Genomic DNA, 14,182 nt, shown 5'->3' with positions numbered 1-14,182 from the left:
GTTCGTAGCTGCCGTCCTGGGCCTTCTGCAGGTCACCGCTGAGCAGCCGCCAGCTCACCGCGTTGCCGTCGGCGCGCCAGTTGTAGGTCAGCACGTAGGTGTCCTTGACGACGCCCGCGTCGAGCACGAACCGCGCGGTCGCCGCCCGGCCCGCCGCGTCGGTGTCGAGCACCTCGACCGACTGCGCGGCCGCCACCCACTCCGGATAGGACTCCAGATCCGCGATGACGGCCATCACCTGCTTCGACGGCGCCTCGATGACAATCGATCTCTGGGTCCGGTCGGCCATGGCGGACAACGGTTCCTTTCGTGCGGGACGAGCAGTCGGTGCCGGTGGCGTCGTCAGGGCGCCGCGACGGCCGCGGGCGCGACGCCGGCGGGTCGACCGGCCTCGAGCCGGGCCTTCAGTTCGAACGACATGGTCTTGCCCGCGACCCGGCGGGCCCGGTTCGCCGCGGCCAGCGCGCGTGGCGACATCGGCTTGGCCACGGTGGGTTCGGCGTGCAGGAAGTAGTGCAGGATCGCGCCGTCGGCGACGGCCTCCAGCCACACTTCCATGGTGCCGTCCAGCGGACCTGCCACCGTCCAGCGGATGCCCTTGTCTCCCCGGTCCTCGCGCACGTCGAGGCGCAGGTCGGGCCACCAGCGGCGCCAGTTGTGCGTGGCGCTCAGCACGTCGGCGATCGCGGCGGGCGGCGCCGCGAGAAAGGTCTGATCTGCGACCTGGATACTGCTCACCTCGCTGAGCGTAGTGGACGCCACACCGATACCGGCCGGGGTGTCACCGCAGCAGCTCCCGCAAGCGGGCGCCCTGGCGGTCCCAGTGCCAGTTCTCCTCGACCCACGCGCGGCCCGCGGCGCCCATCGCGGCCGCCTTGTCGCGGTCGGTGAGCAGCTCGACGAGCGCGTCGCTGATCTGCTCGACCGAGCGTCCGTGCACGACCAGCCCGGTCTCGCCCTCCCGGACGGTCTCGGGCGCGCCACCGGAGCTGCCGGCGACAACGGGCACCCCGGTCGCCGACGCCTCCAGGAAGACGATGCCGAGCCCCTCCACATCCAGGCCTGCGCCGCGGGTGCGGCACGGCATGGCGAAGACGTCGGCGACGGTGTGGTGGGCGGCCAGCTCGCCCGAGGGCACCCGGCCGGTGAACACGACGCTGTCGGTGACGCCGAGCGCCTCGGCCAGCCCGCGCAGCCGCGCCTCGTACGGTCCGCCGCCCGCGATCACCAGGACCGCGCCGTCGACCCGTTCGCGCACCTCGTTCATGGCGACGATCAGCATGTCCTGGCCCTTGCGCGCGACCAGGCGCGACAGGCACAGCACCGTCGGCCGGTCGCCGAGGCCGTAGCGGGCACGCAGTTCGGCGCGCGCGGCCGGGTCGGGCCGGAACTCGGCGGGGTCGACACCCGGCGGCAGGTACTCGAGCGCGGCCCGCGGGCCGAATGCCGAGGCGAACCGGCCGCGGGTGTACTTGCTGACATAGGTGACGACATCGGTGTTCTCGCCGATCGAGCGCAGCACCTGCCGCGCGCCGGGCAGCATCGACCAGCCGACCTCGTGGCCGTGGGTGCTGGCCAGAATGCGCTCGGCGCCCGCGCGCCGCAGCATCGGCGCCATCGCGGCCAGCGGTGCGGCGGCGCCGAACCAGACGGTGTCGCAGTCGTGCTCGCGCAGCAGCGCGCCCGCCCGCTCGAGCACGCCGGGGGTCGGCAGCATGAGCGTCGTCGGATGCCGAACGACGCGGAACTTCTGTGCGGCGTCGAACTTCTCGTGACTGTCACCACGCCAGCGCGGTGCGTAGACGACCAGGTCGTCGGGCGGCAGCTGATTCGCCAGCGCGTGCAGATACGACTGGATTCCACCCGGCCGAGGCGGGAAATCGTTGGTAACCAGCAGAGTTCGGGCCATAAGGGAACAACCTAATAGGTAAGCGTCGCGGAGTGACTCGATGAGGGGTGGTCGGGTGGCGGGTGGGCCGCGTCACGTGGTGACTCGAGGAGGGCGGTGGTCAGACGGCGCGGCCGCGCAGCCAGGCGCGCCAGCCGTCGAGCAGTTCGGTGCGCGAGGCGCCGAGCACGGCGGTGAACGCGGCGTCCTGGGCGGCGGGGGACTGTGGGCCGGTCGCGAGCCGTTTGTACAGCTCGGTCAGGGTGGCGGGGCCGTAGCGATCGGCGAGGAAAGCGCAAGCGCTCCAGGCGGATTCGTAGGCGTAGGCGGCGTCGGTGCCGGTGAAGTCGGCGTCGCCGATCAGCTCGGTGGGCAGGGCGCCCGCGCGCAGCCGGGTGGTGAGGGTGGGCGCGATCTGGGAGAAGGTGGTGCCCTGGCCGCGCTGGGCGACGTACTCGGCGTAGCCCTCGAGCATCCACAGCGGCGCGCCGTCGGTGGTGGCGCCCCTCGTCGCGACGTGGGTGAGCTCGTGCCGCAGCAAAGTCGCCAGGCCCTCGTCGCCGACCCGGCGGCGCGCGTCGGGATTGAACACGATCCGCTGGTCCGTGGGCCTGGTACCGGGCGCGTACGAGCCGGTGAGCGACACGGCAGCCACCTCCGCGGTGGTCGACGCGCCGGCCGCCCGGGTCAGGGCGGTGAACTCGGTGGGCGTCCCCGCGACGACGATCACCGGCGCGCGATTCCAGTCGACGCCCCACGCGGCGCTCACATCGGTGATCGCGGGTTCGAGTTCGCGTTCGAGGACATCCAGATCGGCACGGTGACCCGGGTGGGCCACCAGCAGCGCGTCGGCCTCGCCGCCCGCGGCGACCCGGCGGACCAGGATCGGGCCGAACGGCTGCAGTTCGCGCCGCACCGGAGTGAGCCGGGGGTCGTCGATGCCCTCGGTGGTGTCGAGCACCTCGGCCTCGTCGGTGGCCAGCTGCAGCGGACCCGCGTTGCGCGGCACCAGGATCAGGGCCAGGCACGCCCCGGTCAGCAGGGTGACCGAGGCGAGCGTGAGGACGTATTCGAGGCGGCCGTTGGCCGAGAACCAGGAACGGAGGCCGGACGAGCGGCGCGACGGATCGGTCACCGCCGGCTCAGTATCGCCGGGCCGAGTGGTACGGGGTGGTGTTGATCGGCGCGACGGCCACCGGCACTCCGAAGGTGGAGGCGTGCACCATCATGCCGTTGCCCGCGTAGATGCCGACGTGCGAGATCTCGGGATAGAACAGCACGACATCGCCGGGCTGCAGGTCGTCCTTGGCCACCGGGGTGCCGAAGTTCGCCTGCTGGGAGCTGGTGCGCGGCACGTTCTTGCCGACCTGCTTGAAGGCCCACTGCACGAGCCCGGAGCAGTCGAACCGGTCGGGTCCGGTGGCGCCCCAGACATACGGATCGCCGACGCGGGTCAGGGCCGCGGCCAGCGCGCTGGTGCCGCTGCCGGGGACCAGACCCTGCAGCAGCGAATCGCGATCGAATCCGGGCGGGAACGGCGAACCGGCCAGCGTGGACTTGTCCCTGGCCGAGAGCGCACCCCAGGCCTCGACGACCTGGGTGGTGGCCACGGTGAGGTCGTTGCGCTTGCGGTCGACATCGGCGCGCACGGACTCCGCGGCCGCGGTCGCGGCGCGGGCGGTGTCGGCGGCGGCGCGGGCGACGGACTCGGCGGCGGTGGCCGAGTCGGCGGCCTTCTTGAACTCGCGCACGCTCGCGGCGGTCTGCTGGGAGAGCACGTCGAGCATGGACATCTTGTCCAGCAGCTGCTGCGGCGAATTGCTCGACAGCACCGCGAACATGCGATCGGTGCGCGCGCCGGTGTAGGTGGCGATCGCGGTGCGATCGATCATCGGCTGGAACTTGCGCACCTCGGCGCGGGCGGCATCGGCGACGGCGGTGCTCGCGGCGAGCTTGTCGTCGGCCTCGCGCTGGACCGACAGCTTGGCGTCGAGGTCCTGCTGCGCGGTGAGTGAGGCCTGGTTGAGTGCCTCGGCCTGCCGGGACAGGTCGACCATCCTGGCGATCGCGTCGCCCGCGGTGGTCGGCAGGGCGACCGGATCGGCGAGGGAGGGGCCCGCGGCATAGGCGGCGCACACCAGGATCGCGGCGGACATGGCTCCGGCGATGCCACGCGGCACGCGCGGATTCCGGTGGTGTGCAGTCACAGTGCGCCGTGCCCCGTTCTCTCGTTGTCCGCCGATACAGCGCTCTACCTGAACCGGACCCTCTCGTCTCGCGAGAAGGTCTCGATCAGGTTACGGAACTGCGTATGCCCGTGTCCAGTAGGCCACGGAGAGGTCACGGTGCGCCCTTCCTCGCGAACGACGCACCGTTCCTTTCGATCAGAAGCGGCGAGCGCCCGAGAACGGCATCGAGGAGACCGGCGCGAGCCGCACCGGGGTGCCCGAGGTGGAGGCGTGCACGACGTTGCCGTCACCCGCGTACAGGCCCGAGTGGCCGCCGCCGTAGAACGACACCAGGTCGCCGGGGCGCAGGTCGTCGATCGAGACCGGGGTGCCCGCGCCGAGCTGGGCGCCGCTGGTGCGCGGCAGCTCCATGCCCGCCTGGCGGTAGGCCCACTGGACCAGGCCCGAGCAGTCGAAGGCGTCCGGGCCGGCGGCACCGTAGACGTAGGGGGAGCCGACCTTGCTCAGCGCGGCGTCGAGCGCGATGTCCGCGGCGGTGGCACGCGGCGCGGTGAACACCGGCGGCACGCCGGGGGTCTCGATGCCGGGGATGCCCTGGGGGATCGGGATCTCGTTGGGCACCTCGAAGGTGCCGATACCGGGAACGGTGACCGGCGTCGCCGCCGCGGGAGCGGCCGGCAGGAGGAACGCGCCGATGGTGGCTGCGCCGACGGCTCCGGCGGCAACGGCTCGCTGCGCCTGACGCTTGACGGTGTTGGTCGCCATGATGCGGGTACTTCCAATCTGCCCCACGACGCCGTGTCCGTATGACGCGGCGGGCTTCATCCCGGTGCACCGTTTCCGGCCGAGGGGACTCCGTGAGGTCTCGAAAAGGTTACGAAGACATCACGGTGGTTTGTAAAGTCGGACATCGGTCCGGGAAGCAAATTCCGCGATATCACCCGTCATCGCCTGCGAGCTGCGTCACACCAATCACGAAACGATAACGCCAGGTCGCCTCCGCGAGCTTCCCGACTGTCGCCCGGCGCGTCGCCGTGGGGCTCCATCGCGGCCTATTGGTCTACTCCTAGGGGTGAACCCCCAGGTCGCCTCCGCGCGTCGCATTCAGAACCGGTCGGTCGACCAGTCGTACGCGCAGGCGGCGCGCCGCCCGCTCCTGCGTACTCAGATCGGTAATCGCTCTTACCCGATGAAATTCGGCGCGGTCATGTGATTTCCAGCAAACTGTGAGCCCGGTCTCAATCAGGTCTGCTCGGGGTCATTTTGTTCGCATCGGAACGAAAGTCTCGCGGCGAATTGCCGGCGGCGAGACTGTCGGCCCCCCGCCCGAGCGCCGTCCCGGTGGGTGGGACTCGGCGTTTCCGGTTCCGTGAATCCTGTTGCGGCGGTTAGGGTACGGCCGAATGTTCGCAGTTCGAAGGGGGCGCGGGTGGCCGACGACCAGGTATTGACCGACTTGCTGACGATGGTGGAGCGCAGTCCGGAGGTGCTCGCGCTGCGCGTGTGCGTCATCGAGCTGTATCTCGACCGGGGTCGCTACGCCGACGCGCTGGCCCACTGTGGTGTCGCACTCGGCCATCATCCGGGAAACGAGCAGGTCCTGGCCCTGATGACGCGCTGCACGAACGCACTGTCCGGCGGTTCACCGGCGCCCGCTGCGCACACCGGTCCGGCGCCGGAGTACGACTGGGCCGCCGCGGAGGATCAGGTCGGCGACATCATCGAACCGGCCTTCGTCGACGCCGCGCCCACCGAGTTCGTCACCGACGACGACGCCGCCACGGTCGAGCGCCCGACCCTGCGCCTGGCCGATGTCGGCGGCATGGACGAGGTGAAGCGCCAGCTCGACCTGACCCTGCTCGCCCCGCTGCGCAATCCGGAACTGGCCAAGGCGTTCGGCACCTCCGCCCGCGGCGGGCTCCTGCTCTACGGCCCGCCCGGCTGCGGCAAGACCTTCCTCGCCTCGGCGGTCGCGGGCGAGCTCGGCGCCAACTTCTTTCCGATCGAGATCGCGGACATCCTCGATATCTATACGGGCGCCAGCGAGCGCAATGTGCACAGCATCTTCGAGATGGCCCGCCGCAACGCGCCGTGCGTGCTGTTCCTCGACGAGGTCGACGCGCTCGGGCACAAGCGCAGCCAGATGCACGGCTCCTCGACCATGCGCACCGTGGTCAATCAGCTGCTCACCGAGATGGACTCGGCCACCCACAGCAACGAGGGTGTGTTCGTGCTCGGCGCGACCAACCATCCGTGGGATGTCGACGTCGCCCTGCGCAGGCCGGGCCGGTTCGACCGGATGATCTTCGTCGGCCTGCCCGACGCGCCAGCCCGCCGCTCGATCCTGCACTACAACCTGCGCGACCGCCCGGTCGCCGGCATCGACCTGACCGCGCTGGCCGCGCACACCGAGGGCCTGTCCGGCGCCGACCTCGCCCACGTGTGCACCTCGGCCACCCAGCTCGCGATGGCTGATTCCATGCGCTCCGGTGAGGTGCGCCCGATCGGCATGGCCGACGTGCGGGCCGCGCTGGCCCAGATCCGGCCGAGCACCGGCGCCTGGTTCGAATCCGCCCGCAATGTGGTCGAATTCGCCAACGGCGACGGCAGCTATGACGATCTGGCGATGTATCTCGAGCGGAGGAAACGGCGCTGAGCCGAGCGCGATGAGCGAGGAACAGCTCGACAAGGTCAAGATCCTGATCGACCTGGGCCGCTACGAGGCAGCCAGGACGATGCTGGCGCCGATGCTCGCCGCGGAACCGGACAGCAGTCAAGCGCACGCGCACCTGGCCTATTCCTGGCTGCGGCCGGGCAGGTACGCCGAGGCAGTCGAGTCGGTGCGCACGGCATTGCGCCTCGATCCGGTGAACTTGTTCCCGTGGAAGCTGCTCGCGATTGGTGAGCACGGGCTCATGCGCGCGTGCATCGCGGTGGGCGCCGACGGCGCCGAGCACGACGACGCGGCACTGGCCGCTGCTCGCCGATGTGTCGAACTCGATCCGTGGTCAGCCGAGTGCCATCGCCTGCTGGCCACCACACTCATGCACCGTGACCGGGGCGAGTCGCTCGCGGCCATTGATGACGCGATCGAGCTGGCGCCGCAGGACGCGTTGCTGCACCTGGTTCGCGGTCGGGTGCTGTGGCACAACTCCGGCGCGTGGTCGAAACGGGGAGTGGCGGCCCGTGCGGCCTTCGTCGAAGCGCTCCGCCTCGACCCGGACAACACCGAGGCGCTGTATCTGCTCGCGCGACACGACCTGGAGAAGGAACACTGGGGCGCCGCGCGAGAGCGATTGGTGCGGGTGGCCCAGCTGGATCCGGCCTATGCGCCTGAGGTTCGCGAGCTGCTGGCGCAGATTGCCGGCTCGGCGGACGAGGCCGACGACGCGCCGCCGCAGACGCTGTCGAGTCCGCAGGAGGCCGAGACCGCACCGGAGTCCGCCGAGCCGCCGGAACCAGAGCGACCGGCTCCCGTGCGACCGGCCGCCGTGCGACCAGCTCCCGCGCGATCGGCCCCGGAATGGCGCGAGGAATATCTGGGGAAGAGCCGATCGGGACGTGGTGGCGGCGGACGACTCGCGGTCGGACTGGTGGTGTTCCTTGTGGTCGCGGTAGCTCGCGGCGTGATGACCGCCGGTTCCGATGCCCCGTCGAGCGTCCCGGCCTCGCGGACCCTGCCTTCGCACTACCGGCTGCCGTCGGAGTACATCCAGCCGCCGCGGATCCCGTCGCAGTTCCCGGTGGACCGATTGCCGACGGGAAACCTCTGGCCGACACCGCGTCCTCGCCTGACGCTCCCGCCGAACTGGCCACCGCCGACCCAACGCTGACACCTCTGCACCGCAGTCGGATCCGCTGCGCCTGGCTGCGGCGACCACCGCGCGGACCGTCGCGCACGGCGAGCTTGTCGGACCCCCGTCCTACGCTGCTCGCCGTGCCCGATCCCGTTCCGCTCCCGGCTGCCGCCCGTCAGCTGGCCTTCGACGAACTCGACACTCCGCTGTATGACACCACCTTCGTCGTCGTCGACCTGGAAACGACCGGGACCAGCCCGGACGGGGATTCGATCACCGAGATCGGGGCGGTGAAGGTGCGCGGGGGAGAAGTGCTGGGGGAGTTCGCGACCCTGGTGAATCCGGGGTTCGCGATCCCGCCGGCGATCGTGCAGATCACCGGGATCACCACGGCGATGGTGTACGAGGCGCCGCGGATCGAGGCGGTGCTGCCGGGCTTTCTCGAGTTCGCGGCGGGCGCGGTGCTGGTGGCGCACAATGCCCGCTTCGACACCGCGTTCCTCAAAGCCGCTGCGGCGCGCCAGGACATCACCTGGCCCAACCCGCAGGTGCTGTGCACGGTGAAACTGGCGCGACGGGTGCTTACCCGCGACGAGGCCCCGTCGGCGCGACTCGGGGTGCTGGCCCAGATTCTCGGCGCGTCGACCACCCCGACGCACCGCGCCCTCGACGACGCCCGCGCCACCGTCGACGTGCTGCACGCGCTGATCGGCCGGGTCGGCAACCAGGGCGTGCACAGCCTCACCGAACTGCTCGACTACCTGCCCGGCGTCACCGGAACCCAGCGGGCCAAGCGCACTTTCGCCGGCGATCTGCCGACCGCGCCCGGGGTGTATCTGTTCCGCGGTCCTTCCGACGAAGTCCTCTATATAGGGACCGCGGTCAATCTGCGCCGCCGCGTCCGCAATTACTTCACCGGTTCGGAGACCCGCGGCCGGATGAAAGAGATGGTGGCACTGGCGATTCGGGTCGACCACGTGGTGTGCGCGCATGGCCTGGAAGCGGGCGTGCGCGAGCTGCGCATGCTCGCCGCGCACGCCCCGCCGTACAACCGCCGCTCGAAGTTCCCCCGTCGCGGCTGGTGGCTGACGATCAGCGACGAGGCCTTTCCCCGGCTCGTCGCCGTGCGCACCCCGACGCGAACAGCATTGGGGCCGTTCACTTCTCGCACCGACGCCGTCGACGTGTCCGCGACGATCGCCGAGTTCGCCGGACTGCGAACCTGCGCCACCCGCCTCACCCGCACGGCGAAACACACCTGTCCGCCCGCGGTGGTCGGCGGCTGCCCCGCGGCTCGCCCCGAGGCAGACCTGGACGCCGCCGGTTACGCCCCGGCGGTCGACGCGGTACGCGATCTGTTCACCGGCCGCTCCGACGCGCTGCTGCGCGCCATGCTCGATCGCATCGAAACACATTCCACCGCCGAACATTTCGAAGCGGCGGCGCGCCTGCGTGACCGCACCGCCACCGTCGTCACCATGCTGCACCGCACCCAGCGCCTCGCCGCGCTCGCCCGCATCGCCGAACTGATCATCGCCTCGCCCGACGGAACGGGCGGCTGGGAATTCTCGGTGATCCGCTACGGACGCCTCGCCGCGGCAGGCACAGCCCTCCGCGGCACCCCACCCATGGCGACCGTCGACCAGATCGTCGCGGCCGCCGAAACCGTGATCCCAGACCTGGGCGACGCGGCATCCGCCAGGGGCGGTACTCGCGCCAGTGCCACCATCGCTGTGACCGCCACCGTCGGTCCCGCCGCGACCGCGACCGCGGCTATCGCAAATACCGACATCGCCACCGATTCCCCAGCGCAGACGCCTGACCCGGACTCGACCGTCCCGGATACGCACTTCACCGACGACGCCCTGTTCGGCTGCGGACCACTTCCCGACGACGACATTCCCCCTCTCCGCGGCGCACCACCCGAAGAGGTCGGTGTCATCGCCCGCTGGCTCGCCAAGCCGGGCGCTCGCATCGTGCGCACAAGCGACGGCTATCGCGAGCCGCTGCACGGCGCGGCCCGCTGGAAGGGCTGGGCCGAGCTGGCCAGGACCGCCGCGACCACCGTCAGCGCGCAGGAGCAATACCTGGCGCAACGGTGACCACCCGGCGAGAGGATCATGGAACCGCCTGTCACGCCCGGTGACAGCGGGAGAAAGGGCGAACCGCGGATGTTCGTGAAGGTGTGCGGCCTGACCACCGAGGAGCAGATCGACTGGGCCGTCGAGCTCGGCTACTCCGCGATCGGCGTCATGGTCACGCCCAAGAGCAAGCGCTACCGCACCCCCGAGCAGGCTCGCGCCCTCGCCGACTACGCGCGCGGCCGGATCACCACCTTCGTCGTCGCCCTGGAAGCGTCCGAGGTCGCCGAGGTTGCCGACGCGTTCGACGTCGTGCAGCTCTACCAGTGGGCCGACCTGCCGAACCTGGCGTTCTGCTCGTCCACGCCGCCCGCACCAGAGCAGACCAGCGAATACTTCTTCTACGACGCCAGCGCGGGCTCCGGAATCTTCGAGGAATTCCCCGACTGGGTGCGCGCGCTGCCGGGCAAGGTCGTGCTGGCCGGTGGACTCGACGCCGGCAATGTCGCCGACACCATCGCCCGCCACCGCCCCTATGGCGTCGATGTGTCCAGTTCGGTGGAATCGGCGCCCGGCGTGAAGAGCCGTGACCTGATGCGACGGTTCAAAGCGGCCACCGAGCGGCCCGAAGTTCTACGCTGATCCCATGATTACCGCGATCGTGCTGATCCAGGCCGAGAACTCTCGTATCCCCGAGACCGCGCAGGCGCTCGCCGACACCGCAGGAGTCGCCGAGGTGTACTCCTGCGCCGGTGATGTCGACCTGATCGCGATCGTGCGGGTCCGCGATCACGCGCGGATCGCCGAGGTGGTCACCAGCGGCATCGACAAGGTGGCAGGCGTGGTCCGCACCACCACCCACATCGCCTTCAAGTCGTATTCGAGCGCCGACGTGGAAGCCGGATTCTCGCTGGGGGAGTGAGGCTTTCGCTCAGCCCTCGTCGAGGGTCTGGGTGAGCTCGGCCCAGCTCTGCAGCAGCTTCGCCGCCGCGCCGCTGTCGACGGCGGCCGCGGCGCGCTCGAGCCCGCCCGCCAGCGCGGCGTCCAGATCCAGGTCGACATCGCCGACCCCGCGCGAGAGGTCGTAGGCGACGATCGCGGCGGCGGAGTTCAGCAGGGTCGCGTCGCGCACCGGGCCCGGCGTCCCGGCGAACACCTCGCGGGCGATCCCGGCGTTGACCTCGGCGTCACCACCGCGCAGCGCGTCCAGGTCGACCCGGGGGATACCCAGGCGCGTCGGATCGATCACGGTCTGCCTGATCCGCCCACCGCTGACCACCCACACATCGGTGAGGTCGGAGGTGGTGATCTCGTCGAGCCCGTCCCGCCCGCGCACCACCAGCGCACTGGCGTCACGTTCGGCGAACACGCCCGCGATCACCGGCGCGAGGTCGGCGAACGCGCAGCCGATCAGCCCCGCCCGCGGCTGCGCCGGGTTGGTGAGCGGGCCGAGCACGTTGAACACGGTCGGGATGCCGATCTCCTTGCGCGCGGGCCCGGCGAAGCGCAGCCCGGCATGGAACAGCGGCGCGAAGCAGAAACCGATCCCTGCCTCGCGCACCGACTGCGCCACCGACTCGGGGCCGAGCGCGAGCCGCACACCCAGCGCTTCCAGCACGTCGGCGCCACCGGACTTCGACGAGGCGGCCCGGTTGCCGTGCTTGACCACCGGCACACCGGCCGAGGCGACGACCACCGAGGACATGGTGGAGATGTTCACCGAGCCGGACCGGTCGCCGCCGGTGCCGACGATGTCGACCGCGTCGCCGTCGACATGGACCAGGCGCGCGTGCCCGAGCATGCCCGCGACCATGCCCGCCAGCTCGGTGGGAGTGGGGCCCTTGATCTTCATGGCGACGCCGAACGCCGCGATCTGGGCCGCGGTGGCATTGTCGGTGAAGATCTCGTCGATCACCCAGGTGGTGTCGTCCGCGGCCAGGTCACCACCGTCGGCGAGGGTTCCGAGCACCTGGGGCCAGCTGCGCACGCTCATCTGCTCCGCATCCTTCTTCTCGACCGACATCGTCGCGCGAACTCTGCTCGCGCGCGCCTGTATTGCGCGACCCTATTGCGCCGCTGAGCAAGTTTAAGGGGCGGGACGAGGCGGCTGCAGCGCGTCCCAGCCGTCGGCGACACCGTCGTGGCGCTGGGCGAGCCCGGCCATCCGCGAACGCTCCTGCGAACAGCTCAGCGGGTCGAGGACCTGCACCCGCTGCAGGATGATCGGCACCAGGTCGTCGGTAGCCGCCCGCGCCGGCTCGGCGCGCGTGTACCCGTCGTAGCCGGCGATCTCACAGGCCGCGTCGAGCTGCCCGGCGGGCAGGCGCAGGTGGTGGCGCAGCACCGCCTCGGCCTCCCGATCCAGGCCGGTCGCCCGGTCCAGCACCGCCGAGCAGGCCTCGACGTCGTCGAAACTCGACGCGACCACGACCAGATCGGCCCGCGCCGGATCGAGCGCCTGCGCGTTTCCACCGAACAACCGCCGCCACATCCGCACCACGACCATCGCCGCCTCCTCGTCTCAGGTTATCCACATCCAACGCTGTCACAATCGGTCGTCACGTGATCGTCGCCAACACGCCGACCGATGTCGCGGACCCCGTCTGTGCGTGGGTTTTCCGCCTCGCGCGACAAACTTTCGTACCCGGGTACAGCTGTCGTACTACGAAGAGTCATACTTACCCCGTGACGACCGCAGTAGGCACCCCAGGATCGGCCATTACTCAGCGTGTGCATTCGCTGAACCGGCCCAACATGGTCAGCGTCGGAACCATCATCTGGCTGTCGAGCGAGCTGATGTTCTTCGCCGGCCTCTTCGCCATGTACTTCGTTGCGCGCGCGCAGGCGCACGGCAACTGGCCCCCGGAGCCGACCGAGCTGAACATGACGCTCGCCATCCCGGTGACGGCCGTGCTGATCGCATCGTCGTTCACCTGCCAGATGGGCGTGTTCGCGGCGGAGCGAGGCGACGTGTTCGGCCTGCGCCGCTGGTACATGATCACCCTGGCGATGGGCACGTTCTTCGTCTTCGGCCAGGGCTACGAGTACTACCACCTGGTGCACGAGGGAACCTCGATCGCAGGCAGCTCCTACGGCTCGGTCTTCTACATCACCACCGGCTTCCACGGCCTGCACGTCATCGGCGGTCTGATCGCGTTCGTGTTCCTGCTGATCCGCACCACGCTGAGCAAGTTCACGCCCGCGCAGGCGACCGCCGCGATCGTGGTGTCGTACTACTGGCACTTCGTCGACATCGTCTGGATCGGGCTGTTCGCCACGATCTACTTCGTCCGCTAGGCGCGGGCGCGCACCATTTGCACAAGTCGGTTCCGTCTACTCCAAAGGGACACAGATGAGTTCATCTCCCCCGTCGGCCCCAGAGCCCGCTGGCCCCGGCAACGGGCAGGCCGCCAAGACGCGTAAGCAGCGTCGCGTTCGCCGTCGTATCGCGGGCGGTCTCGCGTTGCTCGTTGGTCTGGTCGGAGCCGGCTTCCTGGCCACGGCGCTCACTCCCGAGCCGCAGATCGCCACCGCGCACGAGGATCAGTCCGCGCTCATCCGCGAGGGCAAGCAGCTCTACGACACCTCGTGCATCACCTGCCACGGCGCCAATCTGCAGGGTGTGGAAGACCGTGGCCCCAGCCTGATCGGCGTCGGCGAGGCCGCCGTCTACTTCCAGGTGTCCACCGGCCGCATGCCGATGACCCGCAACGAAGCACAGGCGATGCGCAAGCCGGAGAAGTTCGACGCGCATCAGACCGACGCGCTCGGCGCGTACGTCGCCGCCAACGGCGGTGGCCCCTCGGTGATCCGCGACGCCAACGGCGAGATCGCGCAGGAATCGCTGCGTGGCGACGACATCGCCCGTGGTTCGGAGCTGTTCCGCATGAACTGCGCCTCCTGCCACAACTTCACCGCCCGCGGTGGTGCGCTCTCCAGCGGCAAGTTCGCGCCCTCGCTGGCGGCTGCCAACGAGGCGCAGATCTACAGCGCGATGATCACCGGCCCGCAGAACATGCCGAAGTTCTCCGACCGGCAGCTGTCGCCGGAGGAGAAGCGCGACATCGTCGCCTACGTCAAGAACGCGGCCGAAGAGAAGGCGCCCGGCGGCTGGGACCTCGGCGGTTTCGGTCCGGCGACCGAAGGCCTCGCGATCTGGGTCATCGGCATCACCGCCGTTGTCGGCGCCGCGATGTGGATCGGATCCAGGACATGATCGGTCAGCAC

At 70.2% G+C, this 14,182-nt stretch carries 15 protein-coding genes; 7 read left to right on the top strand and 8 right to left on the bottom strand.

Features of this window, described 5'->3' with window-relative positions; all coding sequences use genetic code 11:
- The 6 genes from ACFWPJ_RS01355 to ACFWPJ_RS01330 form a co-directional block, all read right to left on the bottom strand.
- Window positions 1-289: SRPBCC family protein (locus ACFWPJ_RS01355; protein WP_378845772.1), on the bottom strand; the 289-nt coding region annotated here is incomplete at its 3' end.
- Between the two features lie 53 nt (window positions 290-342).
- Window positions 343-738 carry a polyketide cyclase / dehydrase and lipid transport gene (locus ACFWPJ_RS01350; protein WP_378845770.1) on the bottom strand — a complete coding sequence of 132 codons (396 nt, stop codon included), beginning with the start codon at window positions 736-738 and terminating at the stop codon, window positions 343-345.
- 43 nt (window positions 739-781) lie between these two features.
- Window positions 782-1,909 (bottom strand): glycosyltransferase family 4 protein, encoded by a 1,128-nt coding sequence (locus ACFWPJ_RS01345; RefSeq protein ID WP_378845768.1) that lies wholly within the window; start codon window positions 1,907-1,909, stop codon window positions 782-784.
- Between the two features lie 100 nt (window positions 1,910-2,009).
- Complete coding sequence (locus ACFWPJ_RS01340; protein WP_378845767.1) at window positions 2,010-3,023, bottom strand: hypothetical protein; 1,014 nt, start codon at window positions 3,021-3,023, stop codon at window positions 2,010-2,012.
- 7 nt (window positions 3,024-3,030) lie between these two features.
- Window positions 3,031-4,044, bottom strand: coding sequence for an NlpC/P60 family protein (locus tag ACFWPJ_RS01335; RefSeq protein WP_378845765.1), 1,014 nt, complete (start codon window positions 4,042-4,044; stop codon window positions 3,031-3,033).
- Between the two features lie 228 nt (window positions 4,045-4,272).
- Window positions 4,273-4,842, bottom strand: coding sequence for a C40 family peptidase (locus ACFWPJ_RS01330; protein WP_378845779.1), 570 nt, complete (start codon window positions 4,840-4,842; stop codon window positions 4,273-4,275).
- Window positions 4,843-5,506: 664 nt separating this feature from the next.
- Between ACFWPJ_RS01330 and ACFWPJ_RS01325 the strand changes: the two genes are divergently transcribed.
- The 5 genes from ACFWPJ_RS01325 (at window position 5,507) to ACFWPJ_RS01305 (ending at window position 10,877) form a co-directional block, all read left to right on the top strand.
- Entirely contained in the window at window positions 5,507-6,733 is a 1,227-nt protein-coding gene (locus ACFWPJ_RS01325; RefSeq protein ID WP_378845764.1) for an ATP-binding protein, read from the top strand.
- Window positions 6,734-6,743: 10 nt separating this feature from the next.
- Window positions 6,744-7,910 carry a tetratricopeptide repeat protein gene (locus ACFWPJ_RS01320; protein ID WP_378845763.1) on the top strand — a complete coding sequence of 389 codons (1,167 nt, stop codon included), beginning with the start codon at window positions 6,744-6,746 and terminating at the stop codon, window positions 7,908-7,910.
- Window positions 7,911-8,014: 104 nt separating this feature from the next.
- Window positions 8,015-9,976, top strand: a complete 1,962-nt coding sequence (locus ACFWPJ_RS01315) for a DEDD exonuclease domain-containing protein (protein ID WP_378845762.1) — start codon at window positions 8,015-8,017, stop codon at window positions 9,974-9,976.
- A gap of 18 nt (window positions 9,977-9,994) precedes the next feature.
- Window positions 9,995-10,597 carry a hypothetical protein gene (locus tag ACFWPJ_RS01310; RefSeq protein WP_378845761.1) on the top strand — a complete coding sequence of 201 codons (603 nt, stop codon included), beginning with the start codon at window positions 9,995-9,997 and terminating at the stop codon, window positions 10,595-10,597.
- Between the two features lie 4 nt (window positions 10,598-10,601).
- A complete protein-coding gene (locus tag ACFWPJ_RS01305; RefSeq protein WP_378845759.1) occupies window positions 10,602-10,877 on the top strand; it encodes an Lrp/AsnC family transcriptional regulator in 276 nt (91 codons plus the stop codon).
- Window positions 10,878-10,886: 9 nt separating this feature from the next.
- On the opposite strand, the gene trpD is transcribed toward ACFWPJ_RS01305, so the two are convergent.
- Both trpD and ACFWPJ_RS01295 read right to left on the bottom strand, forming a co-directional pair.
- A complete protein-coding gene (gene trpD, locus ACFWPJ_RS01300) occupies window positions 10,887-11,948 on the bottom strand; it encodes an anthranilate phosphoribosyltransferase (RefSeq protein WP_378845778.1) in 1,062 nt (353 codons plus the stop codon).
- 93 nt (window positions 11,949-12,041) lie between these two features.
- Window positions 12,042-12,461: a hypothetical protein gene (locus ACFWPJ_RS01295; RefSeq protein WP_378845758.1), complete on the bottom strand. Its 420-nt coding sequence runs from the start codon at window positions 12,459-12,461 to the stop codon at window positions 12,042-12,044.
- A 179-nt stretch (window positions 12,462-12,640) separates the two neighbouring features.
- Here ACFWPJ_RS01295 and ACFWPJ_RS01290 point away from each other — a divergent pair, with 179 nt between their 5' ends.
- On the top strand, window positions 12,641-13,252 hold the full coding sequence (locus ACFWPJ_RS01290) for a heme-copper oxidase subunit III (RefSeq protein ID WP_189033662.1): 612 nt from the start codon (window positions 12,641-12,643) through the stop codon (window positions 13,250-13,252).
- A 55-nt stretch (window positions 13,253-13,307) separates the two neighbouring features.
- A complete protein-coding gene (locus tag ACFWPJ_RS01285) occupies window positions 13,308-14,171 on the top strand; it encodes a c-type cytochrome (protein ID WP_378845757.1) in 864 nt (287 codons plus the stop codon).
- The last annotated feature ends 11 nt before the right edge of the window (window positions 14,172-14,182 follow it).

Origin of the sequence: Nocardia sp. NPDC058497 (assembly GCF_042720195.1) — a bacterium.
Classification (GTDB): domain Bacteria; phylum Actinomycetota; class Actinomycetes; order Mycobacteriales; family Mycobacteriaceae; genus Nocardia.
Note: the sequence above shows the minus strand (reverse complement) of the source record. Positions and strands in the feature narration are given on the sequence as shown.

Coding starts and splice junctions, on each gene's coding strand:
- ACFWPJ_RS01345 (WP_378845768.1), bottom strand. CDS start 1,909: ATGGCCCGAACTCTGCTGGTTACCAACGATTTCCCGCCTCGGCCGGGT.
- ACFWPJ_RS01335 (WP_378845765.1), bottom strand. CDS start 4,044: ATGTCCGCCGCGATCCTGGTGTGCGCCGCCTATGCCGCGGGCCCCTCC.
- ACFWPJ_RS01330 (WP_378845779.1), bottom strand. CDS start 4,842: ATGGCGACCAACACCGTCAAGCGTCAGGCGCAGCGAGCCGTTGCCGCC.
- ACFWPJ_RS01320 (WP_378845763.1), top strand. CDS start 6,744: ATGAGCGAGGAACAGCTCGACAAGGTCAAGATCCTGATCGACCTGGGC.
- ACFWPJ_RS01310 (WP_378845761.1), top strand. CDS start 9,995: ATGGAACCGCCTGTCACGCCCGGTGACAGCGGGAGAAAGGGCGAACCG.
- ACFWPJ_RS01305 (WP_378845759.1), top strand. CDS start 10,602: ATGATTACCGCGATCGTGCTGATCCAGGCCGAGAACTCTCGTATCCCC.
- trpD (WP_378845778.1), bottom strand. CDS start 11,948: ATGAGCGTGCGCAGCTGGCCCCAGGTGCTCGGAACCCTCGCCGACGGT.
- ACFWPJ_RS01295 (WP_378845758.1), bottom strand. CDS start 12,461: ATGGTCGTGGTGCGGATGTGGCGGCGGTTGTTCGGTGGAAACGCGCAG.
- ACFWPJ_RS01285 (WP_378845757.1), top strand. CDS start 13,308: ATGAGTTCATCTCCCCCGTCGGCCCCAGAGCCCGCTGGCCCCGGCAAC.